The 21,465-nt window shown below is 57.8% G+C and carries 20 protein-coding genes; 9 read left to right on the plus strand and 11 right to left on the minus strand.

Annotated features, from left to right (window positions below):
• Positions 1-22 precede the first annotated feature (22 nt).
• Positions 23-2,698 carry a two-component system sensor histidine kinase KdpD gene (kdpD, locus tag OXR04_RS16830; RefSeq protein WP_267372130.1) on the plus strand — a complete coding sequence of 892 codons (2,676 nt, stop codon included), beginning with the start codon at positions 23-25 and terminating at the stop codon, positions 2,696-2,698.
• A gap of 54 nt (positions 2,699-2,752) precedes the next feature.
• On the plus strand, positions 2,753-3,250 hold the full coding sequence (locus OXR04_RS16835) for a TIGR00645 family protein (protein ID WP_009087908.1): 498 nt from the start codon (positions 2,753-2,755) through the stop codon (positions 3,248-3,250).
• Positions 3,251-3,343: 93 nt separating this feature from the next.
• Here the strand turns inward: OXR04_RS16835 and OXR04_RS16840 are convergent, their stop codons facing one another.
• The gene (locus tag OXR04_RS16840; RefSeq protein WP_267372131.1) at positions 3,344-4,300 is read right to left on the minus strand and encodes a LysR family transcriptional regulator; all 957 of its coding nucleotides are present in this window, start codon (positions 4,298-4,300) and stop codon (positions 3,344-3,346) included.
• Positions 4,301-4,393: 93 nt separating this feature from the next.
• On the opposite strand from OXR04_RS16840, the gene OXR04_RS16845 reads away from it, so the two are divergent.
• From OXR04_RS16845 to OXR04_RS16860, 4 genes are all read left to right on the plus strand, one after another.
• Entirely contained in the window at positions 4,394-5,596 is a 1,203-nt protein-coding gene (locus OXR04_RS16845) for an MFS transporter (RefSeq protein ID WP_009087904.1), read from the plus strand.
• 62 nt (positions 5,597-5,658) lie between these two features.
• A complete protein-coding gene (locus OXR04_RS16850; protein WP_009087902.1) occupies positions 5,659-7,005 on the plus strand; it encodes a cation:proton antiporter in 1,347 nt (448 codons plus the stop codon).
• A 22-nt stretch (positions 7,006-7,027) separates the two neighbouring features.
• Positions 7,028-7,372, plus strand: a complete 345-nt coding sequence (locus OXR04_RS16855) for a hypothetical protein (RefSeq protein ID WP_009087900.1) — start codon at positions 7,028-7,030, stop codon at positions 7,370-7,372.
• 167 nt (positions 7,373-7,539) lie between these two features.
• Positions 7,540-8,457, plus strand: coding sequence for an alpha/beta hydrolase (locus tag OXR04_RS16860; RefSeq protein ID WP_033736095.1), 918 nt, complete (start codon positions 7,540-7,542; stop codon positions 8,455-8,457).
• 104 nt (positions 8,458-8,561) lie between these two features.
• Here the strand turns inward: OXR04_RS16860 and OXR04_RS16865 are convergent, their stop codons facing one another.
• From OXR04_RS16865 to OXR04_RS16895, 7 genes are all read right to left on the minus strand, one after another.
• Positions 8,562-9,641 (minus strand): porin, encoded by a 1,080-nt coding sequence (locus OXR04_RS16865; RefSeq protein ID WP_267372133.1) that lies wholly within the window; start codon positions 9,639-9,641, stop codon positions 8,562-8,564.
• A 198-nt stretch (positions 9,642-9,839) separates the two neighbouring features.
• A complete protein-coding gene (locus OXR04_RS16870; RefSeq protein WP_267372135.1) occupies positions 9,840-10,586 on the minus strand; it encodes a glycerophosphodiester phosphodiesterase family protein in 747 nt (248 codons plus the stop codon).
• Positions 10,587-10,623: 37 nt separating this feature from the next.
• Positions 10,624-11,727, minus strand: a complete 1,104-nt coding sequence (locus OXR04_RS16875; protein ID WP_346274710.1) for an extracellular solute-binding protein — start codon at positions 11,725-11,727, stop codon at positions 10,624-10,626.
• A gap of 31 nt (positions 11,728-11,758) precedes the next feature.
• The gene (locus OXR04_RS16880; RefSeq protein ID WP_052722453.1) at positions 11,759-12,595 is read right to left on the minus strand and encodes an ABC transporter permease; all 837 of its coding nucleotides are present in this window, start codon (positions 12,593-12,595) and stop codon (positions 11,759-11,761) included.
• Positions 12,595-13,461 carry an ABC transporter permease subunit gene (locus OXR04_RS16885; protein ID WP_058956936.1) on the minus strand — a complete coding sequence of 289 codons (867 nt, stop codon included), beginning with the start codon at positions 13,459-13,461 and terminating at the stop codon, positions 12,595-12,597. The genes OXR04_RS16880 and OXR04_RS16885 overlap by 1 nt, the downstream gene beginning before the upstream one ends.
• On the minus strand, positions 13,458-14,558 hold the full coding sequence (locus OXR04_RS16890; RefSeq protein WP_276589541.1) for an ABC transporter ATP-binding protein: 1,101 nt from the start codon (positions 14,556-14,558) through the stop codon (positions 13,458-13,460). The genes OXR04_RS16885 and OXR04_RS16890 overlap by 4 nt, the downstream gene beginning before the upstream one ends.
• 282 nt (positions 14,559-14,840) lie before the next feature.
• On the minus strand, positions 14,841-15,614 hold the full coding sequence (locus tag OXR04_RS16895; RefSeq protein ID WP_267372141.1) for an inositol monophosphatase family protein: 774 nt from the start codon (positions 15,612-15,614) through the stop codon (positions 14,841-14,843).
• A gap of 298 nt (positions 15,615-15,912) precedes the next feature.
• Here OXR04_RS16895 and OXR04_RS16900 point away from each other — a divergent pair, with 298 nt between their 5' ends.
• Positions 15,913-17,043, plus strand: a complete 1,131-nt coding sequence (locus OXR04_RS16900; protein WP_267372142.1) for an ROK family transcriptional regulator — start codon at positions 15,913-15,915, stop codon at positions 17,041-17,043.
• 63 nt (positions 17,044-17,106) lie between these two features.
• Here OXR04_RS16900 and gorA read toward each other — a convergent pair whose 3' ends face one another.
• On the minus strand, positions 17,107-18,459 hold the full coding sequence (gorA, locus tag OXR04_RS16905; protein ID WP_009087879.1) for a glutathione-disulfide reductase: 1,353 nt from the start codon (positions 18,457-18,459) through the stop codon (positions 17,107-17,109).
• A gap of 127 nt (positions 18,460-18,586) precedes the next feature.
• Between gorA and rnz the strand changes: the two genes are divergently transcribed.
• Positions 18,587-19,498 carry a ribonuclease Z gene (gene rnz / locus OXR04_RS16910; RefSeq protein ID WP_058956939.1) on the plus strand — a complete coding sequence of 304 codons (912 nt, stop codon included), beginning with the start codon at positions 18,587-18,589 and terminating at the stop codon, positions 19,496-19,498.
• Here rnz and OXR04_RS16915 read toward each other — a convergent pair.
• Together OXR04_RS16915 and OXR04_RS16920 are read right to left on the minus strand one after the other, a co-directional pair.
• The gene (locus OXR04_RS16915; protein WP_267372144.1) at positions 19,495-20,313 is read right to left on the minus strand and encodes a type II CAAX endopeptidase family protein; all 819 of its coding nucleotides are present in this window, start codon (positions 20,311-20,313) and stop codon (positions 19,495-19,497) included. The two genes, rnz and OXR04_RS16915, sit on opposite strands and share 4 nt — an antisense overlap.
• A gap of 14 nt (positions 20,314-20,327) precedes the next feature.
• Positions 20,328-21,170, minus strand: coding sequence for a 23S rRNA (adenine(2030)-N(6))-methyltransferase RlmJ (locus OXR04_RS16920; protein WP_009087873.1), 843 nt, complete (start codon positions 21,168-21,170; stop codon positions 20,328-20,330).
• Positions 21,171-21,282: 112 nt separating this feature from the next.
• Between OXR04_RS16920 and OXR04_RS16925 the strand changes: the two genes are divergently transcribed.
• Complete coding sequence (locus OXR04_RS16925; RefSeq protein WP_267372146.1) at positions 21,283-21,465, plus strand: hypothetical protein; 183 nt, start codon at positions 21,283-21,285, stop codon at positions 21,463-21,465.

The following is a 21,465-nucleotide window of genomic DNA, read 5'->3' on the forward strand; positions in this document are numbered from 1 at the left end:
CTGTTATGCCATTAAGGAAGCTATGAATCACGAACCCCAGCGTCCCGATCCCGACGCGCTGCTGCAGGCTAACCGCGAAACCCATCGCGGGCAGCTGAAAATCTACTTTGGTGCCTGTGCCGGTGTGGGCAAAACCTACGCCATGCTGCAGGAGGCGCAGCGGCTGCGCGCGCAGGGTCTGGATGTGCTGATCGGCGTGGTGGAGACCCATGAACGGCCGGAAACCGCGCAGCTGCTGACGGGATTACCCCTGTTGCCGCGTCGTGCGACCGGTCGCTCGCGTCATGCGGAGTTCGATCTCGATGCGGCACTGGCTCGCCATCCGGCGGTGATCCTGATGGATGAGCTGGCGCACACCAACGTGCAGGGCTCGCGCCATCCCAAGCGCTGGCAGGATATCGAAGAGCTGCTTGAAGCGGGCATCGACGTGCTGACCACCGTCAACGTGCAGCATCTTGAGAGCCTCAACGATGTAGTCGGGGGTGTCACCGGCATTCAGGTGCGCGAAACCGTGCCCGATCCCTTTTTCGACAGCGCCGATGAGGTGGTGCTGGTCGATCTGCCGCCCGACGATCTGCGTCAGCGGCTGAAAGAGGGCAAGGTCTACATCGGTGACCGGGCAGAGCGCGCTATCGAAAACTTTTTCCGCAAAGGTAACCTGTTCGCGCTGCGTGAGCTGGCCCTGCGCCGCACCGCCGATCGGGTGGATGACCAGATGCGCGCCTGGCGCGATCAGCAGGGGCGGGATCGCGTCTGGCACACCCGCGACGCCATTCTGCTCTGCATCGGCGACGACAGCGGCAGTGAGAAGCTGGTGCGCACGGCCGCCCGGCTGGCGGCGCGGCTCGGCAGTGAATGGCATGCGGTCTATGTTGAAACGCCCCGTCTTCACCGGCTGCCGGAAGGACGGCGGCGGGCGATTCTGCGCACGCTGCAGCTGGCGCAGGAGCTGGGGGCGGAAACCGCCACCCTCTCCGAGCCGGATGAAGCCGAAGCGGTGCTGGGCTACGCGCGTGAACATAATCTGGGCAAAATCGTCACCGGCCGTCGTCCGCTGCGGCGCTGGCGGCGTGACAGTTTTGCCGAGCGGCTCGGCCAGCTGGGACCGGATCTCGACCTGCTGGTGGTGGCGCTGGATGAACCGCTGAAGGATGCGCCGCATCCGCTGCCGGATGGCCGCCCGACCAGCGATAAATGGCGGATTCAGCTGCGTGGCGTGATGATGGCGCTGATGCTCTGCATCGCCGTCACCGCCGCCGGGCAGTCGGTGCTGATCAACTTCGATCCCGCCAACTGCGTGATGATCTACCTGCTGGCGGTGGTGATCGTGGCGCTGCGCTACGGGCGCTGGCCGTCGGTGATCGCCACGGTGATGAATATCGTCGCCTTCGACCTCTTCTTTGTGGCCCCCACCGGCACGGTGGCGGTCTCCGACCTGCAATATCTGGTCACCTTTGGTGTGATGCTGGCGGTCGGGGTCATCGTCGGCAATCTCACGGCGGGCGTCCGCTATCAGGCGCGGGTGGCACGCTACCGCGAACAGCGTGCGCGACAGCTCTATGAGATGGCGAAATCGCTGGGCAGCGCCTTAACGCCGCAGGATATCGCGGCGACCAGCCAGCGGGTGCTGGATGCCACCCTGCAGGCGCGCTGCCTGCTGCTGCTGCCGGATGAGCAGGGCGAACTGCAGCCGGTCGGTGAGGCGTTACCGGCCAGCGAACCGGACCGCGCTATCGCGAAGTGGAGCTACAGCAAAGGCCAGCCGGCGGGAGCGGGCACCGATACGTTACCGGCGGTGCCTTATCAGATCCTGCCGCTGAAAAGCGGCGCGCACTGCCGGGGCCTGCTGGTGGTGGAGCCGCAGAATCTGCGTCAGCTGATGATCCCTGAACAGCAGCGGCTGGTGGAAACCTTCACGGTGCTGATTGCTAACGCGCTGGAGCGGATGGCACTGTCGCACAGCGAGGCGGCATCGCGGCTCTCGGCGGAGCGGGAACAGCTGCGCAATGCGCTGCTGTCCGCCCTGTCACACGATCTGCGCACCCCGCTGACCGTGCTGTTTGGTCAGGCGGAAATGCTGATGCTCGACCTGGCCAGCGACAACTCAAAATATGTGCCGCAGGCCAGCCAGATCCGCGAGCAGACGCTGAGTACCATCCGGCTGGTCAGCAATATGCTGGATATGGCGCGCATTCAGTCGGGCGGCCTCAATCTGCGTGAAGAGTGGCTGGCGCTGGAGGAGGTGATTGGCGGGGCGCTGAGCAGCATGGCACCGTCGCTGAAAGGGCATGAGGTGCAGCTCGACCTGCCGGACGATATCGTGCTGATCAAAGGCGACAGCACACTGCTGGAGCGGGTCTTCACTAACCTGATTGAAAACAGCCTGAAGTATGCCGGTAACTGTGCGCCGCGCGGCATCCGGGCGTGGCGTGCCGCAAACCGGCTGGAGATCTCCGTCTGGGATGGCGGGCCGGGCATCGCTGAAGGGGACTTAAGCCGGATATTCGATAAGTTTTCGCGCGGTGATAAGGAGTCTGCCGTACCGGGCGTCGGGCTGGGGTTGGCGATCTGTAAAACCATCATTGAGAGCCACGGCGGCCAGATCTGGGCGGAGAATCGGACCGAAGGCGGCGCGGCCTTTCGTCTCTCGCTCCCCCTGCCGCCGGTTCCGGAAATTTCTGACGACGAGCTGAAATAACTTCACAGTGAATCGGTTATACTCCCGGACCTGTCTGATTACGTGTGGGATTGTATGGAACGTTTTACCGAAAACCTGATGTATGCATCGCGCTGGTTGCTGGCCCCGGTTTACATTGGACTTTCGCTGGGATTGCTGGCGCTGACGATTAAATTTTTCCAGGAAATAGTCCACCTGCTGCCCAACATTTTCAGCATTGCGGAAAACGATCTGATCCTGCTGCTGCTGTCGCTGGTCGATATGACGCTGGTTGGCGGTCTGCTGGTGATGGTGATGCTGTCAGGCTATGAGAACTTTATCTCGAAGCTCGATATCGACGAAGACAAAGAGAAGCTGAGCTGGCTGGGAAAAATGGACTCCGGCTCACTGAAGAACAAAGTGGCCGCCTCTATTGTCGCCATCTCTTCGATTCACCTGCTGCGGGTGTTTATGGAAGCGCGCAACGTCGATAATGATAAGCTGATGTGGTACGTAATTATCCACCTGACCTTCGTGCTCTCCGCCTTTGTCATGGGCTGGCTCGATAAGCTGTCACGCTACGATAAAAAGTAACGCATTCCCTTTCCGGCGCGCCGCTGATGCGGGCGCCTGCTCTGCCTCCTCCTCCCGCGTCTCCCTGCCCAAATCCGCTAGCTGTGTCCGTCGTTACTCCGCCCTGTCTGAGCGGGCCGGTTGTGAGGCCGGACGGGTGCCGGTCAGCTGCGGCATCACCTCTTTGATCATGGCAAAGAAGTGTTGCAGCCTGGCCGGGTAGTAACTCGCCCACGGATAGGTCAGCCACACCGGCAGCGGCGGGGCCTGCCACGCGGGCATCAGCTGAATCAGTTTGCCCTCCGCCAGATCCTCCTGCACCGCCCACGATGAGACAATCGCCGCCCCCATGCCGGCCAGTGCCGCTTTACGCACGGCGTAAAGGCTGTCGCTGCTCAGCCGCGGCATAATCGGCAGGTTCAGCGGCTGGCCGTCATCTATTTTCTGCAACGCCACTTCATTACGGTAAAAGCTGGTGAGCGCCAGCCACGGCAGATCGCCCAGCTGTTCCACCCGCTCAATCGGCGGAAACTGGTCCAGCAGGCGCGGCGCCGCCACCACGAAACGCGGCACTTCTGCCAGCAGAACCGCCACGACCGATGGATCGCTGGGCGCGCCGACCTGAATGGCACAGTCCACATTCTCCGCGATGAAGTCGGGTGTGCGGTCATTCAGCATCCACTCTATATTGAGTCGGGGATAGCGGTGCAGATAGTCCACCAGGGGATCGATCAGCTGATCCTGACCAAAGGCGTGCGGGGCGCGAACCCGCAGCGTGCCGATGGGTTCGTCACTGGCCCCGGTCAGCTCATCTTCCAGCGCATGCCACGTGGCCAGCAGCTGCCGCGCCTGGGCGTAGCAGCGTTCGCCATCATCGGTGAGCTTCAGCGCATGGGTCGTGCGCAGAATGAGCTTCAGGCCGAGCCGCTGCTCCAGGATTTGCAGCCGCCGGCTGACGGTAGGCTGGGTGGTGCCGAGCTGTGCCGCAGCGGCGGAGAGGCTGCCGCTCTCAACAATACGGATAAAAGTCTGCATCAGTTCGATGCGGTCGCTGCCACTGGAATGATTCATACGCTCCACGCATAACGGTTTTGCCTGACGTCAGTCTACCGCGTATAACCGCAATGCGCTTAAATAGCGGCACGAAATGATGAGGATGACACCATGTCAGCAATAGAAAACCCAACCCGAAACGAACCGCTCTCCGCTCCGCTGGTCTTCACCCTGGCCGCCGGGGCCGGGCTCAGCGTGGCGTCGATTTACTACAGTCAGCCGATGCTGGATATCATCAGTAAGCAGTTCAGTGCGGGCATCGGCGCGGTCGGCATGGTGCCGATGCTGACGCAGGCGGGCTATGCGCTGGGCATCCTGCTGCTGGCCCCGCTGGGCGATCGCCATGACCGGCGCACGATTATCTTTATCAAGGGCCTGCTGCTGGTCGCCGCACTGCTGCTGTGTGGCTTTTCCGCGGGGCTCAGCGCGCTGCTGATCGCCAGCTTTGTGACCGGCCTGACCGCCACCGTGGCGCAGGATATTGTCCCGGCGTCGGCGGCGCTGGCTCCGGAACGCAGCCGGGGTAAAACGGTCGGTACGGTGATGACTGGCCTGCTGGTGGGGATTCTGCTGTCGCGGGTCGTCAGTGGCGTGGTGGCGGAGTATTTCGGCTGGCGCACCATGTATCTGATTGCGGCGCTGTCGGTGCTGCTGATTACGCTGACGCTCAGGCGGGTGCTGCCACGCTTTACGCCGGGCACCACCGTAAGCTATCCGCGGCTGTTGCTGTCGCTGGTGCATCTGTGGCGTCACCACCAGACGCTGCGCCGCGCCGCCCTGGCTCAGGGACTGCTGTCGGTAGGGTTCAGCGCCTTCTGGTCGACGCTGGCGTTAATGCTCAGCGATCGCTTTCATCTGGACAGCGCCGTGGCCGGGGCCTTTGGCTTAGCCGGGGCGGCGGGGGCGATGGCAGCCCCGCTGGCGGGCAGTTTTGCCGATCGCATCGGCCCGGCGCGGGTCACCCAGGCCGGTGCCGCCCTGGTGACACTCTCTTTTGCGCTGATGTTCCTGCTGCCCGTGCTGCCTGTCCCGGCGCAGCTGGCGCTGATTGTGATCTGTACCATTGGCTTTGATCTGGGCGTGCAGGCCACGCTGGTCGCGCACCAGACGCTGGTCTATGGCCTGGCACCTGAAGCACGCAGTCGCCTCAATGCGCTGCTGTTCACCGTGGTGTTTATCGGTATGGCCAGCGGGGCGGCACTGGGCAGCCTGGCGCTGGCGCACTGGGGCTGGAATGGGGTGGTTGCGCTCTCTACCTTAGCCGGGGCGGCCGCGCTGGCGGTGCGCTTCGCCAGTCGCCACCTGAAAAACTGATCGTCTCGCCCTTCAAAAAATGTGCCAGGCTTATTGATAAACCCGAAATAAGCTGGAGCATTATGAACTTTTTAGCCTGGACAGCAGCGACGGGCGGCCTTCTGCTGCTGATGTCGCTGGCTTCCGGTTGGATTCACCGGGGGCCAGTCACCTCATTTGGTCTGTTTCTTATCGCGGGCATACTGTGCGGCCCGTGGGCGTTTGATGTGGTCCACATCGATATCGTCACCCATTCCGAAGCCGTGGCCCACATTACCGAAATCACCATGGCCGCCTCGCTGTTTATCACCGGACTCAAGCTGCGTCTGCCGTTACAGAATAACTGCTGGCACACCGGACTGAAACTCGCCTTTCCCGCCATGCTGCTGACCGTGGCGGCAATGACCCTGCTGGCCCATTTCCTGGTGGGATTAGACTGGCCGGTTGCGCTGGCGTTTGGTGCCATTGTCGCGCCGACAGATCCGGTGCTGGCCAGCCTCATCTCGGTAAACGATGCGCAGGATGATGACTCGCTGCGGGTGGCGATCTCCAGCGAAGCGGGCATGAACGATGGATCCGCGCTGCCGCTGCTGGTGCTGGCGCTGCTGCTGTTCAATGGCGAGAGCCTGAGCGGGGGGATGCTGGCTCACTGGGGCGCGGTCGAGGTGATCTGGGCGATTGGCGCCGGGCTGCTTATCGGCTTTGTCATGGGGCAGATGATCGGTGTGCTGACGACCCGGTTGCGCAATGCCAACGGCGATGTGGCCCCCAACGATTTCCTCGCGCTGGCGCTGATCGCGCTGAGTTATTCGCTGGTGGAGTGGCTGGGCGCCTCCGGCTTCCTGGCCGCCTTTGCCGCCGGACTGGGGCTACGCCGCGCCGAGCTGGGGGTGTTTCGCCGTCATCAGCCGGAGGATCTCTCTGATGATGAACGTGTTCTCCCCTCTGAGGCGCTGGTCAATCCCAATAAGCGGCTGGCGCATCAGGGCAATAACAATATGGTGAAGTCGATTGGGTTTGTAGTAGGCGACGCCCTCTCTTTTGGCGATACTATTGAACGTCTGCTGGCGGCTGGCATGATGGTGGTGCTGGGCGTGACGCTGGCACAGCACTGGAATATCTACGGCGTGCTGCTGGGCCTGGTGCTGTTTGTGGTGGTGCGTCCGCTGGCCGTCTGGCTGGTCACACTGCGCGCCGGGCTGCCGCTGGGTCAGCGTCTGCTGATTGGCTGGCTGGGCATCCGCGGAATCGGCAGCCTGAACTATATTGCCTATGCCTGGACGCACGGCATGGAAGGCCCGCAGATGGAAATCATGACGAATATGGCGTTAACGCTGGTGGTCTGTAGCGTGGTTGTCCACGGCACCACCGTGTCGCCACTGCTGAACTGGCGTCAGAAGCGCATCGAAGCCCTTCAGCGCAAAGTTTAATCCGAACAAACAGGAGTGAAGAATGAAAGTAACCCAGATTATCCTGCTGAGCCTGCTCGCCTCCGGCAGCGCGCTGGCGGCGGACGACGCTGACACCGAACAGAATGTCTACGCCAGTCAGCTGTGTCACATCGTCAGCAGTGAAAAAAAGGTCGCCAGCGCGGATCAGTATGTGGAGCAGATGAAATCTGACGTGGCGCGCAGTAAATCCTCATCGGCGATGAATCAGCCCGAGTTTGATGAAGAATCGGCGCGGGAAGTTGCCAGTGCCTGGCTGCAGCTGGGTGACGATGAACGCGCCAAACTGCGCGTCAACGAACAGCAGTGTGAGCAGGCTGTGATGGCGCAGTTCCAGCAGGAAGATTAACCGGGCCGCACGGTATAAAACGCGCCTGCGGGGCGCGTTTTTTTATGGCTTTTCACCCGGCATTGCGTACATAATCGCCAGCGTCTGGCACCAGACTTGCATCTGTTGATTCTTTTGCAGCACACCGCAACGGTCTGCTCTCTTACTGGCATCACTTAACAGGCACTATGATTACGCGTCGACGCTTTATTCTCGGCACGGGAGCGCTTGGGCTCTCCATGACCACCGGCAAATTATTTGCCCGCGATGACATTATTCCCCTCTGGCCGGACGACCCGCCCGGCGGCGGTGGCCCGTCGGGCCAGCTGCACATTAACAGCAGCGGTTCGTGGTCCAATATCGTCAGCCCGGCGATCCAGCGTTTCAAACCGGAAAATCCCAACGGCGAAGCGGTGCTGATCGCCGCAGGCGGCGGCTATCGCTGGATCGGCATGGGGCGCGAAGCCTGGCCGGTGGCGCGCTGGCTGAACGCCAATGGCTACACCGCCTACGTGCTCAGCTACCGGCTGCCGCATGAGAAGTGGCAGGCGGGGCGGCTGGCTCCGCTGCAGGATGCGCAGCGTGCTATCCGGCTGGTGCGGTCGTTTGAGCGCAGGGTGCATGTGCTGGGCTTCTCGGCCGGTGGCCATCTGCTGGGGCTGGCGGCGGCGCGCCCGGACTTTGAATCCTATCCGGCCATCGACCCGCTGGATGAAGTGGTGCCCGCCGTCGACAGCGTGGGCCTGATCTATCCGGTCATTACCCTGGAAGCGCCCTATCAGCACACCAGCACGCATCTGATGATGGTCGGCAAAAATGCCACCCCACAGGATGAGGCAAACTGGTCAGTGCAGAACTTTGTGACCCGGCGCTATCCGCCAACCTTCCTGGCGCAGGCGGAAGACGATCACACCTCCAACCCGTTTAACACCGAGCTGATGCGCGACACCTGTCGGCGTAATCGCGTGCCGGTTGAGCTGATTCAGATCAGCAAAGGCGGGCATGGGTTTGGTCTGGGCAAAGCGGGAACGCCGGCGGCGTTGTGGGATCAGGCCTATGTTAAGTGGCTGGAAACCCCTCATCAGGCTGCGTCCCCGGCCCTGTAATGATTCCCCCTGCGGCTGACGTAAAAAAAGCTGGCATGAGCCAGCCTCGCTAAGTGCGCGTTGTCAGGTATGAAGCCATACTGCACAAAAAAGGAGCAGCCGGGTCAGAACTGATAGGTCAGGCCCATACCGATACTGTTTTTCGTCGTAATGCCGGTGGCACGCGTAAAGTCGTTGTCCTTCAGCAGGTTAATGCGGTAGTCCACGTAGGTCAGCATGTTCTTGTTGAAATAGTAATAGGTGCCCACCGCAATATATTTCTGCATCGTCTGGCTGCCTCCGGCAAAATTCCCTGCGCCCTGCAGGTTTTCGCCACGCTGCATGACAAAACCGACAGAAGGGCGCAAACCGTTCAGGAACTGGTACTGCGCAATCGCCTCAACGTTATGGGTTTTGTCGGCGACCTGTGCCAGCTGTCCATAAGGCGTAACGTCACTGGCTTCGCCATACATGGCGGCCAGATAGAGCTGGCTGGCATCATATTTTGCAGAGGTGACCCAGGCGGTGGCATCGTCTCCCTGACCGTCAGCTTGCTGGATCAGCGTCCGTTTTGCTTTCATCCCTGCCGCCGCAATGCTCAGCCCATCGGTAATGCTGTAAGTCACGCCAGCACCGTAGCCATCCCCGTTAGCCACTTTAGCGGTGGCGCGGTCATTTTTTCCCTGATACTGCAGGGTCAGCTTTAACCCACCCCACGCCGGAGAGTGCCAGGTCGCGAGGCCGGTTGAGCGTTTTGACAGGAAGTTATCGTTGGTAGTCATGGTGCCGGAACCGTAGACCGGTGCCATATCCGTATAGGCAGAGGCAACGTACAGCACCCCAAAGCTACGGCCATAATCGAATGAGCCGAAGTCGGCCAGTTTCAGACCGGCAAACCCTAAGCGTGTGGCATTACCCGTTTGCGCGTCGCTACCGCCTTCACTGTGATTCAGCGGGAAGTTATATTCCCATTGACCATAACCGCTAAGCCGATCGTTAATTTGCGTCTCACCTTTAAAACCCAGGCGTGCGTATGAGTTGTCGCCATCTTCTGCAATATTATCTGAGAAAACATGACGCGCATCGACTTTACCGTACAGGTCGATTTTATTTCCATCTTTATTATAAATCTCAGCGGAGTATGCAGAAAATGAGGCCAGAAAACAGATTGCATACGGCGCGGCGGCTTTTATTTTATTGTGCATATCATCTACCCTTATCCGTTAACTTAAGCATGAGGAGGTAACCGCGCAGAGCGGCATTTATTTCACTATGACTTTCGTCTTCCAGAATGGCTAAATAATAAAGGCGTTATAGCGGCCATAAAGGTTATGGCCATTTTTATAATGAATTTCCCTGGTGTTACGGGTTTCTGGCTGAGAACGTCCTGCACAATTTTTTATTCAGAATGCTAAGTCGGGGATATCGCTTAATACCGTTTGCGCACCCGCATCAATATATTTCCTGGCAAGAACCGGGTCATTGATTGTGGCAATCGCAAATTCAATACCTGAACGAGCCAGTCGCGTCAGATCTTCGTCCGTCGCGAAGTCACCCAGGAAATGCAGGATCTGGCAACCCGTTCTGGCGAGGAGCGCCTCGGGGTCTTTGGGCGGGACGCAAACTGCCAGGCCGCGCGGGACGTCAGGCATAAGCTGTGCGGCAACCTGCAGCGAAATCTCCGAGAAGCTGCTGATAAAGAGCTTCTTCTCACCTGCTGGCCACAGTGACTTCAGCTGAGCGATAGCAATCTCCGCCGTTTCCACTTCCTGTCCGGAGGTGGGTTTGATCTCCAGTTGCAGCCCGACGCCTTTATCCAGAACAAACGCCACTGTTTCAGCCAGCGTCGGCACTTTTACGCCTCTGAAAAGGTGGCCATAACACACGCCCGCCTCCAGCGATCGGATCTCATCCAGGGTTAAGTTCGCCACATAGCCTTTGCCATTTGTTGTCCGCTCCACGGAATCGTCATGAATAATGACCGGGTGTCTGTCTTTGGTGAGTTTGACATCCACCTCTATCCACGTCGCTCCATGTTCAACAGCCGCCTGAAACGAAGGCAGCGTGTTTTCCGGTGCCAGCAGCGGTGCTCCCCGATGGGCAATCAGGCGGGCATTCACTACGCGTGCAGGGGTTTTTTTTGTCGACATTCCTGGCTTTACCTTCTGTTAGGGTTTTATCGCAGGTTTACCTGAGCAAAACCTGATTAGAGAATTCGGTTCTGACTTCATCACCCAGCGGTTTAGGCATGAACTGGGTGCCATGAACGCGCTCTTTGCTGTCGATCAGCCCGGCATCACGATTCACTTCTCTGTTCTGCGGCGTAATGCCATAAACCTGCTGGAACAGCCGCTGGGTGGTGGGCAGCGTCAGCCAGTGGATAAACAGCAACGCTGCCGCTTTATGGGGGGCATTTTGCGGTATCGCCACCATATTTCCGCCGCCGGGCATGCCGAAATCGGGGACATAGAGCCGGATGGTTTTCGGGACTTCACCGTGGTTTTCTAATCCCACCAGGTAATCTTCCCAGGCGGGAACCAGCAGGAATTCACCGCTGACCAGTCGGGTGACGCTGTCGGCGTTGGAGGCCGTAATGATGTAGTTGGGACGCTGCTGTCTGAACCAGTTCCAGGCGGGCTGCAGAGCCGTCAGGCTTTTTACATCCGTGTCGCCTTTGGTGAAATCAAAACCCGGCACCTGCGTGCGCGTCACCGATTCAATAAAGGCCGGGCCGGAACCGCCGTTTTCAACGTTGAAGCCAAATTCCTGAGGATGAGCCTGCAGGAAGGCCGTGAGCTGCGGCAGGGTTCGCGGCAACTCACTTTCTTTCAGCCGGCGCGAATCGTAGGCCAGACCGGTCTGATTGCCCCAGAATGCCACGCCATAGCCTTTACTGTCCGTTCCCTCAATGGTGTAGTTCAGGGTTTTGCCTTCCGGCAGCAGTCTGTTAATCGGGCCAAAAAACGTCTGCTGAGGCGAGACGGTTCCGAATGCGCCCCCGCCAATCGAAAACAGATCAATATCGCCCGTTTCCCGTCCGCGGTCAGCCATGAGCTTATTAATGTTGCCCTGAAGTGTGCCTTCAGACAGGGTAACGTTAATACCGTACTGTTTTTCAAACAGGCTGACCTGCTCTTTTAACCGATCCTGGTAATACCATTGATACCAGGTCAGTTTCCCCTCCTTTTTCGCCTGTCCGACAATCTGTTCCCAGTTCATCGTGTTTAAATCCTGAGCCGGGCTACAGAAAGCCCCGGCCAGCAATAATATTGCAGCAGCGAGTCTGAACATATTTTTCCCCAATAACGCGTATTAAAGAGTGTCAGCCTTTTCCCGCAAAGGAGGCGACAGGATTTTTTGTCAGTAATTTTTCTGCAATCAACATTAAAATGACATTCGGTACAACCAGCATTAAAGAAATGACCGCCGCATTGGGTCGGATAAAGTTATAACCCAGATAAGAATAGAGAATGGCAGGGACGGTAATAAAATCGGGTGAGCCCACAATAAAACTTATGGCGAACTCCTCTATGGATAACGTAAAGACAATAATTAATGCGGCAAATATTCCTGGTCTGAGGGTGGGCAGGCAGGCCACTAAAAACCGGTTCATCGCCGAAGCGCCCATATCTCGTGCCGCATCGAGCGTGTCCTGGCGTATCTGCGAAAACGACAGGGTCAGAATGCGCACGGCATAAGGCATCAGGATAATCATATGCCCCAGCAAAATGCCGCCAAACCGGCTGTGAATGCCTACCACGTTGAGCAACATGGAAAAAAACAGCGCGACGACAAATCCCGGAACGATAAGCGGCAATAAGATCGCATTCTGTAAAAGGTGTTTGCCCGTAAACGACATTCTGCCAAACGCCCACGCGGCAGGCAGAGACAACATCAGCGTGCAGACGGAGACGGCTGCCGCCAGTAAATAGCTGTTCCTGAGCGCCTGCGGTAACGCGGTCGTGGTCCAGACCTCCACCCAGCGTCCCAGTGAGAGAACCGGCGGCAGGGCATCTGGCCATGCCCACGGATGGGTTTTATCGACCAGGGACCACAGCACGGTCAGCATAAAGGGAATAACCAGCCACAGCATAAACAGGGCGGCGATAAGGGTCATCATGACGATACGCAGCGGGGATAAGGTCGCTCTGGCTCTCATTATCTCTGTTCTCCGGCTTGTTGCAGCCACTTCGCCAGGGCGGCAAGCACGACTGCACCGACAAAAGCCGCCAGCATTAAAATCACCGCGACAACGGCCGCAAGATTCCAGCCCTGTGCGCTGATTTCAGGGAAGCGCAGCATGTATTGCGAAAGAGAGAATACGCTGGTTGGCCCCGCAACGACCTGGAAGGAAAAGTCACCCAGGGCGCCGATGAAGATCAGCACCAGCGATACCTGAACGGACCTGACAGATAAGGGCAGGATGATCTGTAACAACCGGGCACGCTTGCCGGCACCTAAATCCCGCGCGGCATTGAAAATTTCATCGCCAATCGCGCGCAGGCTGCCGGTCATGATCAGCAGCGCATAGGGAAGCTGTTTCCAGACCTGCAAAATAATCACGCCAATGCCCCAGCGGTCATTCTGCATTCTGATGGGGTGAGAGAGGATCCCCAGCCGGACCAGGCCCAGGTTAATAAAGCCCTGCCAGGAAATCAGGTTGATAAACAGCAGCGCAGCCACCAGCCCGTGTACCATCAGCGGGGCTTTGAGTAAGCCGCTCATCAGCATTGAGCCGGGGAAAGGCTTTCTCAGCCAGAGTGCCAGCGGAAGCGCCAGGGCAACGGACAGCACCGCACTGATCACGCCGATTCTGAGCGAGTAGCCTGTCGCGCGCCACAGCTGGCTGTCATTCAGAATGGTTTGCCAGTAGTGAAGCGTAAAGCGCGCCGGGGCGCCAAAATTAAACAGGCCAACGGATTGCGCCAGTGCCATGATCACAATCAGCACCAGCGTGATGACGACCGGCGCGACCGCAGGCAGAACCAGCAACCAGCAGAGCCTGTTCCGGGTGCGCGTTTTCATGAATAGCTTTCCCGTAAAAAGCGGATCTTGTCTGGCGGAAGAGAGAAATCAACGGTGTCCCCTTCGCGGATGGCGCTTTTACCGACCAGCTGGATGCACCACTGATATTCCGTTTCTTCATGGCCCAGCGGATGAACCTGGAGTTCAGAAAGGTTGCCCAGAAAACTCACCGCACCGATCTCAAAGGCCCGCGTATTTTTTCCGGCACGCTGTTCGCTCAGTACGGCATCCTCAGGGCGCCAGAAGGTATAGACCTCGTCCGATACAGGCGGCACAGGGCTATGGATTTCCATTTCGCCCAGTACGCACGCAATGCGATAAATACCGGTGCTGCTGTCGCTCTCCAGTACGCGGGCTTTCATGACGTTAGCCTGACCGACGAAACCGGCGACAAAGCGGTTTACCGGGGAATAGTAGATCTCATTCGGCGTTCCGGTTTGCTCAATCTTTCCGGCATTCATGACCACCACAATGTCAGACATCGACAGGGCTTCTGCACGGTCGTGGGTAACATAAATGGCGGTGAACCCGTGGACGCGCTGAAGCTGTCTGATCTCCAGTCGTACCTTGTCGCGTAATCTGGCATCCAGATTTGACAGCGGCTCATCAAACAACACGATTTCCGGACGCACGGCCAGCGCTCTGGCCAGGGCTACACGCTGCTGCTGACCGCCGGATAACTGCGCTGGCAGTTTAGACAAATGCGCATTCAGCGAAACCTGTGCGGCGGTCTGCGCGACGCGAACATGAATGTCTGTTTTTTCCATCTTCCGTTGCCTGAGGCCGAACCCGATATTTTCAGCAACGGAGAGGTGAGGAAACAGCGCATAGGACTGGAAGCACATCGCCGTATCGCGATGTTCAGGTTTGACATGATGCATGTCCTGCTGGTGTATCAGGACGTTGCCACTATCAAGCGTGTAGAAGCCGGCAATAACTTTAAGCAGCGTGGTTTTGCCACAGCCAGAGGGGCCAAGCAGGGAAACAAATTGCCCTTTTCTGGCCTGCAGTGAAATGCCGTTCAGCGCGACAAAATCGTCGAACGTCAGCATGGCATTGTGAATTTCTAGCGTGTTCACGTTGAGCGGCTCCGTCATAGAGTGCCAGGGACTTTTTAATTAATGCGAGGCGCATAATAATTTGGCGTATCGGAGTTAAGCAATTTCAGGCGGGTTAAGAATTTATTAACTTTTTAAAACCTATATATAATAGTTGCTTAGGCGTTTACTTTAGAATCGTACGTTTAACACGCTAACCATTTTCATGCATTGTAATTAATATTCGGGGCAGAGGGCCGGGTGAACATGCATAGCGGGCAGGACAGCGGGGAAAGGCTGTCCTGAAATGCCGTGATGAGGTAAGCCGGAGGCAATGCGTGGTCAGACGGGCGTAAAACGCGGGTAAGGGATAAACCGGGCGGAAAGGCGATTCATTTCGGCCGTCCCGACACTAACATGTGTTCTGCTCTTTTCCTCTGAACCGGCAAGATGTGCATCCAGTCCCGCTGCCTTACAGAGCGCATAACCCGCAGAAACGTCCCACATGCTGCTAAAACATTCCTGATAACCGTCGACGTAACCCAGCACGCTAAAGCTTAAACCTGCGGTGGTACAGCGGTAGCGCACCACATTCCAGCCGTCGTCCCGATACGCCTTTTCAATACAGAGCTGATGGGTGAAATCCCATGATGGACTGTCGCCAATCGCCACGGTTTTCAGCGCTTCAGCGACCACAGGACGTTGAAAGGGTTCGCCATTCAGATAAACCCCTGTCTCTTTGCCGCCGCTCAGCATGAGGTTTAAAACCGGATGGACGATCACGCCCATCACCGGCTCGCCATCGATCACATAGCCAACAGAAATCCCCCACAGGGATGAGCCGCGCAGGAAGTGACTCGTACCATCAATCGGATCAACAGACCAGTAGCTGGCGCCGGGCTCACCACCATGCTCTTCCCCGATAATGGCATCCTGTGGGAAGTGATGTTCCAGGCGCTGCCGAATCAGATTTTCCACTTCCCGATTGGCTTCACTGAAGAGATCCTGCGGCCTTTTTTCGCCGATCTCTGACTCACTTAGCCGTCTGAAATAGTCCAGAGCCAAAAGCGAGGCCTCCTGCGCGATGCGTTCAGCAACCTTTAAGCGCGTTTCCATTGTTCACCTGATGCACAAAAAAAGTGTGTAAATGAAGGCAGAGCCCTGTGCACGGTGAAAGTGCCAGTCCGTACATAAGGCACGTTTTAATATCATGCTCATTGCATGATATTGAAGTCTCCCCTCGTAATGTTTCACTATTATGACGCTTTTATGATCGTGTAAGGCAGGGCAGGAGAGGCTGAATATCGGCACATTTAACGAAAATGCCAGGGCAGGGTCTTTAACTATTCGCTATGCATAAAAGCATGCTAGGTTGTTAACAGAAGGCATGATTAAACAGGGTGAGGAGAACGCTGTGGTTTATGGATATTCCGCTGGTCATGAAGTCGAACTTAATCGCAGTGAAAAACTCATTCTTGAGCTTGTCCGCCGCAACGATGGCATTTCCCGCTCCTCGCTGGTTTCGCAAACCATTCTGAATCAGTCATCTGTTCACCGCATTGTTGATACGCTGACCGAAAACGGCTTTCTCAGCCTGGGGGAATCGCCGTCCCAGGGAAGAGGCAAGCCCAGCCCGTCGTTATCCCTCAATGCGAATGCGCGTTATGGTTACGGCATCTCGATTAACTCAGACAGCGTGGCCGCCAGCCTGATTAATTTCCGGGGCGGCATTACAGAATACTGCGTACTGGATACGCACCCGCGCGATCCTGCCCGGACCTTACTGAATATCAGACATCACTATCTGGATACCTTAAAACAATATGGTATTTCGCCAGAAAAAGTCTGTGGGGTGGGATACAGCATGGCGGGCTTTCTTTATGAATCACGAAAGTATTTCAATCCGCCTGAACCTTTAAAAGCGTGGATGGGCATCGATCTGCATCGTGAAATTACCATGTTATTTGATCGACCGGTATGGATTGAAAATAACGCCACAACGGCGGCGCACGCTGAAGCCTTTTTAGGCGCCGGGCTGAAATACGATACGTTTGGCTATCTCTCTTTTAACTATGGTTTTGGCGGTGGCATCGTGATTAACGGCAAACCGTTCCAGGGGGCATTCGGGAATGCGGGGGAGATCAGCCGTATTTTTACGCCGGAAGAGGGCAAGCTACGCCCGGCCCTCGGGATCCTGATCGATCGGTTACGTGATGGCGGTATTGAAATCAGAGATATACGCGATCTCAATCATAAATTCGATCCGGCCTGGCCGATTGCGCAACAGTGGGTAGAAGACGTAACGCCAAATCTGCATCGGGCAATGGATGCCATGAATGCGGTGATCGATCCCGGCGCAATCATATTAGGGGGTGAAATTCCCCGTCAGCTGGGGGAGATGTTTTTAGCTATGCCGCGCACGAGCTCGGGTGAACGCTGGGGCATTTCTGCGGAATATCCGGATATTCTGCTCAGCGCCATTGAGGGGGACAGTTCGGCAATGGGTGCGGCATTAACGCCGTTGCGGGAAACCTATTTTAATTAAAGCCGTTACCCGCAGAGCAACGTGTCAGCGGGTAACGGTCAGTCATGCGCAGGGGGGAGGTGGCTAGCGCATGGTCACAAACTCTTCCGCTGCGGTCGGGTGGATCGCCACGGTGTTGTCGAAGTCTTTCTTCGTCGCACCCATTTTCAGCGCCACGGCGAAGCCCTGCAGCATCTCATCCATGCCGAATCCGATACCGTGAATCCCGACAATCTTCTCATCGGCACCCACACAGACCAGCTTCATGCGGCACGGCTGACGATGCTGCGTCACGGCGGTGTACATCGCCGTAAACGACGATTTGTAGACCTTCACCTGATCGTCGCCATACTGTTCACGCGCCTGCGGCTCTGTCAGACCGACGGTGCCAATCGGCGGATGGCTGAACACCACGGTCGGGACATTGCTGTAATCGAGATGCTCGTCCGGCTTGTTGTTAAACAGGCGCTCAGAGAGGCGACGGCCCGCGGCCACCGCTACCGGGGTCAGTTCAACCGCACCGGTGTTATCGCCCACGGCGTAAACGCCTGACACATTGGTATTCTGGAACTTATCGACGCGGATGTAGCCTTTCTCATCCAGCGCCACGCCCGCGGCCTGAATATTGAGATTGTCTGTTTCAGGCTCACGGCCAATCGCCCAGACCAGGCAGTCCACGGTGTAGTCGCTGCCGTTTTCCAGCTGCAGCGTCAGGCTGCCATCTTCGTTTTTAATCACGGCTTTCGGAACGGCTTCGGTATGCAGCATCGGCCCTTCGCTGTTCATCACTTCTACCAGCGTCTCGCTGAGCAGGGGATCAAAGCTGCGCAGCGGCGCGTGTTTACGCACGAACAGATGGGTTTCCGATCCCAGCGCGTTCACCACACCGGCCAGCTCCACCGCGATGTAGCCCGCACCGATCACCGCGGTGCGCTTTGGCAGGGCGTCGAGTTCGAAGAAGCCGTCAGAATCAATACCGTATTCCGCACCCGGAATCGAAGGATGAACCGGGCGGCCGCCCGTGGCGATCAGAATATGGCTGGCCGTGATAATCTCGCCGTTGACTTCCACGCTGTGCGCATCGACAAAGCGGGCAAAGCCTTTAATCACTTCGACTTTGTTTTTACCCAGCACGTTGTCATAGGAGTTGTGGATACGATCGATATAGGCGCTGCGGTTTTTGACCAGCGTGGCCCAGTCGAAGCGATTCACGGTGGTGTCGAAGCCATAATCCGGCCCGTACAGATGGATAGCTTCGGCGATTTGCGCGGCGTGCCACATGATTTTCTTCGGCACACAACCTACGTTCACGCAGGTGCCGCCCAGCTCTTTGGCTTCAATCAGGGCACATTTCTGGCCATACATGGCCGCACGGTTAATTGAAGCGATGCCGCCGCTGCCGCCGCCAATGGCGAGATAGTCGAAATGTCGGGTCATTGAAGTATCCATCCGGTTGCATAAAAATTTGGGGTTGAGTGTAACGCTGTCGGTCGAAATGACGCAAAAATTGCGCCTATGATTGTAATAGGGTTCTGTTTTTTCATCGCTTTCAGGGAAGCATACCATGCACCTTACTTTTCTCGGCACCGGCGGCGGTGCGCCCAGCCTGCAACGCAACGTCACCGCCATCGCCTTCACCCGCGCACTGAGCGGGGAAACCTGGCTGTTCGACTGCGGCGAGGGCACGCAGTTACAGTTTATGCGCTCCAGCCTGAAACCGGGCAAGCTGGATAAGATTTTTATCACCCATCTGCATGGCGACCATATTTTTGGTCTGCCGGGGCTGCTCACCAGCCGCTCAATGGCCGGGTTAACCACCCCGATGACGGTCTATGGCCCGAAAGGCTTAAAGACCTTTGTTGAAACGGCGCTGGCGATCAGCGGCTCCTACACCGACTATCCGCTGAACATTGTTGAGATTGAGGCGGGCTGGACGCTGGATGATGGCGAGTTCCGGATCAGTGCCTGGCCGCTGAACCATCCGGTTGCGTGTTTTGGTTATCGCATTGAGCAGCACGACAAACCCGGCCTGCTCGATGCCGCGCGGCTGAAAGCGGAAGGGGTTCCACGTGGGCCATGGTTTCAGCAACTGAAACAGGGAGAATGCGTGACGCTGGAAGATGGGCGGGTGGTCAATGGCGCGGATTATCTCGGCCCGTCGACGCCGGGCAAAAAACTGGCCATCTTTGGTGATACGGCGCCGACCGATGTCGCGTTGCAGCTGGCGGCGGATGTTGACCTGATGGTGCATGAAACCACGCTGGAGGCGGCGATGGAGGAGAAAGCCAACGGACGCGGACACTCTACCACCCTGCAGGCGGCTGACGTGGCGAAACGCGCCGGAGCCAAACGGCTGATCGCCACTCACTTCAGCTCCCGCTATCTGGCAAAGGATATGAGCCGCCTGCTGGCCGAGTGCCAGACGATTTTCCCCCGCACCGAGCTGGCGAGCGACCTGGCGGTCTTCACCGTCTAGTGTTGCAGCGCGGGATAGGTAAACAGCAGCAGATGGGTAAGGTTCAGGGCAAAGTGCAGGAGGGTCGCCAGCCATAAGCGGCCGCTCCAGTGCCACGCCAGACCGTACAATCCTCCCGCCAGGGTGGCAAAAATCACCAGCAGCACGCCGCCGGGGGCGTGCGCCAGTCCGAACAGCAGCGCGCTGAGCAGCAGCGCGGGCATCCCCCCCAGCGCCTCTCTCAGCCGCTGTTGCAGATAACCCCGGAACAGCGCCTCTTCGGCCAGCGAAACGAAGAAGAGATTCGCCAGCACAAACGCCCCCAGCCACCGCGGAAAGTGAGGCTCAATCGCCAGGCCGCCCGGCAGCACGGCGCTACCGAGCAGCAGCGGAACCGCGGCGATTAACGCCAGCGCACTGAGCCAGCGAAAGCGCGGCGGGTGGGCAGGGGCGCGGAAGAGGGTGGGCAGCGCGGCCAGCAGCACAAAGGGAACCAGGGCTTTATCGAAGTTAAAGGAAAAACTGAAAGGCACGCTCTGCGCGCCAGCACGCACCTCATCAACCTGGCGGGGATTAGCAAAGCCGGGGAACAGATGGAGAAATAACCCCACGGCAATCACAACCAGCAGGGCTTCGCTGAGGCGGTGTCGCCGGGAAGGGGCCGGATGCCAGAGACGCAGCGCGACCAGCACCCCGGTGCCGGCCAGCAACGGCAGCACCGGCCACGTCAGAACATGCTGATAAAACCCCACTCCGACGGCGAACGCTAACAGCAGGAGAGCCAGCCGTCGGGCGTGTTGCAGCGCGGCCAGCGCACCGGCCAGCAGGAGCCACATCAGGCCGGACGCACTTATTCAGGCACGATCTGGTTCACGACCGCGTGGCCGGTTCCGGCGGGCACCAGCTTCTGATGCAGCCACGGCAGCAGGGTTTCCATCTGTTGCGCCAGCTTCCACGGCGGGTTAATCACGATCATGCCGGAAGCGGTCATGCCGCGCTGATCGCTGTCAGGACGGGTCGCCAGTTCAATCTGCAGGATATTGCGGATACCGGTGGCTTCCAGATCGCGCAGCATGTGTTTGATCTGCTGACGTAACACCACCGGATACCACAGCGCAAAAACGCCGGTGCTGAAACGCTTATGGCCTTCCTGAATGCCTTTCACCACCGCCTGATAATCGCTTTTCATCTCGTATGGCGGGTCGATCAGCACCAGACCACGACGCGACAGCGGGGGCAGCTTCGCTTTCAGCTGCTGATAGCCGTCGGCACGATCGACGCGCGCGCGCTTATCTTTGCTGAACTCGTTACGCAGCAGCGGATAGTCGCTGGAGTGCAGTTCCGTAAGCTGCAGTTTGTCATCTTCACGCAGCAGGTGACGGGCAATCAGCGGCGAGCCGGGATAGTAGCGCAGCGTGCCACTGCGGTTCAGCGCAGCAATCGCATCAAAGTAGGGTTGCAGCAGTTCAGGCGCATCGGGCTGCTGCCAGATGCGGGAGATGCCTTCCAGATATTCGCCGGTGCGCTCGGCGTGTTCACCGCTGAGCTGATAGCGGCCCGCGCCTGCGTGGGTATCCAGGTAGAAGAACGGTTTCTCTTTCTCTTTCAGCGCCGTAATGATCAGACTCAGCACGGTGTGCTTCAGTACGTCGGCGTGGTTGCCAGCATGGAAGCTATGGCGATAACTCAGCATTTTTTATCCTGTTGAATGTATAAGGTTTTAATCGATGGGAAATCAATTTGTACCAATTATTACCTCACGTATTACCCACAGAACGACGCACAGCACCCGACGCAGGAAAAGCATGAGAATCCGCGATTATATCAGGGATGGGCGGGCGATGTGCCAGAAGCGTGACAACAAATCGGGGCGCGTGATCCGGCGGTTTCTTCCTCACCTCATCCTGCCTGCCATTGATTTTCGCTACACTAAGCCGCATGTTATTGAGATTGCGTTGCGCGACCCGCTGCGCCCCATACATCCATAA

Source organism: Pantoea sp. GM_Pan_3, from assembly GCF_026541045.1.
Classification (GTDB): domain Bacteria; phylum Pseudomonadota; class Gammaproteobacteria; order Enterobacterales; family Enterobacteriaceae; genus Pantoea; species Pantoea anthophila.

Excerpts from the sequence above, each read along its gene's own strand:
- OXR04_RS16865 (WP_267372133.1), bottom strand. The coding sequence starts at position 9,641 with ATGCACAATAAAATAAAAGCCGCCGCGCCGTATGCAATCTGTTTTCTG.
- OXR04_RS16850 (WP_009087902.1), top strand. The coding sequence starts at position 5,659 with ATGAACTTTTTAGCCTGGACAGCAGCGACGGGCGGCCTTCTGCTGCTG.
- OXR04_RS16895 (WP_267372141.1), bottom strand. The coding sequence starts at position 15,614 with ATGGAAACGCGCTTAAAGGTTGCTGAACGCATCGCGCAGGAGGCCTCG.
- OXR04_RS16890 (WP_276589541.1), bottom strand. The coding sequence starts at position 14,558 with ATGACGGAGCCGCTCAACGTGAACACGCTAGAAATTCACAATGCCATG.
- OXR04_RS16885 (WP_058956936.1), bottom strand. The coding sequence starts at position 13,461 with ATGAAAACGCGCACCCGGAACAGGCTCTGCTGGTTGCTGGTTCTGCCT.
- OXR04_RS16860 (WP_033736095.1), top strand. The coding sequence starts at position 7,540 with ATGATTACGCGTCGACGCTTTATTCTCGGCACGGGAGCGCTTGGGCTC.
- OXR04_RS16920 (WP_009087873.1), bottom strand. The coding sequence starts at position 21,170 with ATGCTGAGTTATCGCCATAGCTTCCATGCTGGCAACCACGCCGACGTA.
- OXR04_RS16855 (WP_009087900.1), top strand. The coding sequence starts at position 7,028 with ATGAAAGTAACCCAGATTATCCTGCTGAGCCTGCTCGCCTCCGGCAGC.
- OXR04_RS16880 (WP_052722453.1), bottom strand. The coding sequence starts at position 12,595 with ATGAGAGCCAGAGCGACCTTATCCCCGCTGCGTATCGTCATGATGACC.
- rnz (WP_058956939.1), top strand. The coding sequence starts at position 18,587 with ATGCACCTTACTTTTCTCGGCACCGGCGGCGGTGCGCCCAGCCTGCAA.
- kdpD (WP_267372130.1), top strand. The coding sequence starts at position 23 with ATGAATCACGAACCCCAGCGTCCCGATCCCGACGCGCTGCTGCAGGCT.
- OXR04_RS16845 (WP_009087904.1), top strand. The coding sequence starts at position 4,394 with ATGTCAGCAATAGAAAACCCAACCCGAAACGAACCGCTCTCCGCTCCG.
- OXR04_RS16915 (WP_267372144.1), bottom strand. The coding sequence starts at position 20,313 with ATGTGGCTCCTGCTGGCCGGTGCGCTGGCCGCGCTGCAACACGCCCGA.
- OXR04_RS16875 (WP_346274710.1), bottom strand. The coding sequence starts at position 11,727 with ATGTTCAGACTCGCTGCTGCAATATTATTGCTGGCCGGGGCTTTCTGT.
- gorA (WP_009087879.1), bottom strand. The coding sequence starts at position 18,459 with ATGACCCGACATTTCGACTATCTCGCCATTGGCGGCGGCAGCGGCGGC.
- OXR04_RS16840 (WP_267372131.1), bottom strand. The coding sequence starts at position 4,300 with ATGAATCATTCCAGTGGCAGCGACCGCATCGAACTGATGCAGACTTTT.
- OXR04_RS16870 (WP_267372135.1), bottom strand. The coding sequence starts at position 10,586 with ATGTCGACAAAAAAAACCCCTGCACGCGTAGTGAATGCCCGCCTGATT.
- OXR04_RS16925 (WP_267372146.1), top strand. The coding sequence starts at position 21,283 with ATGAGAATCCGCGATTATATCAGGGATGGGCGGGCGATGTGCCAGAAG.
- OXR04_RS16835 (WP_009087908.1), top strand. The coding sequence starts at position 2,753 with ATGGAACGTTTTACCGAAAACCTGATGTATGCATCGCGCTGGTTGCTG.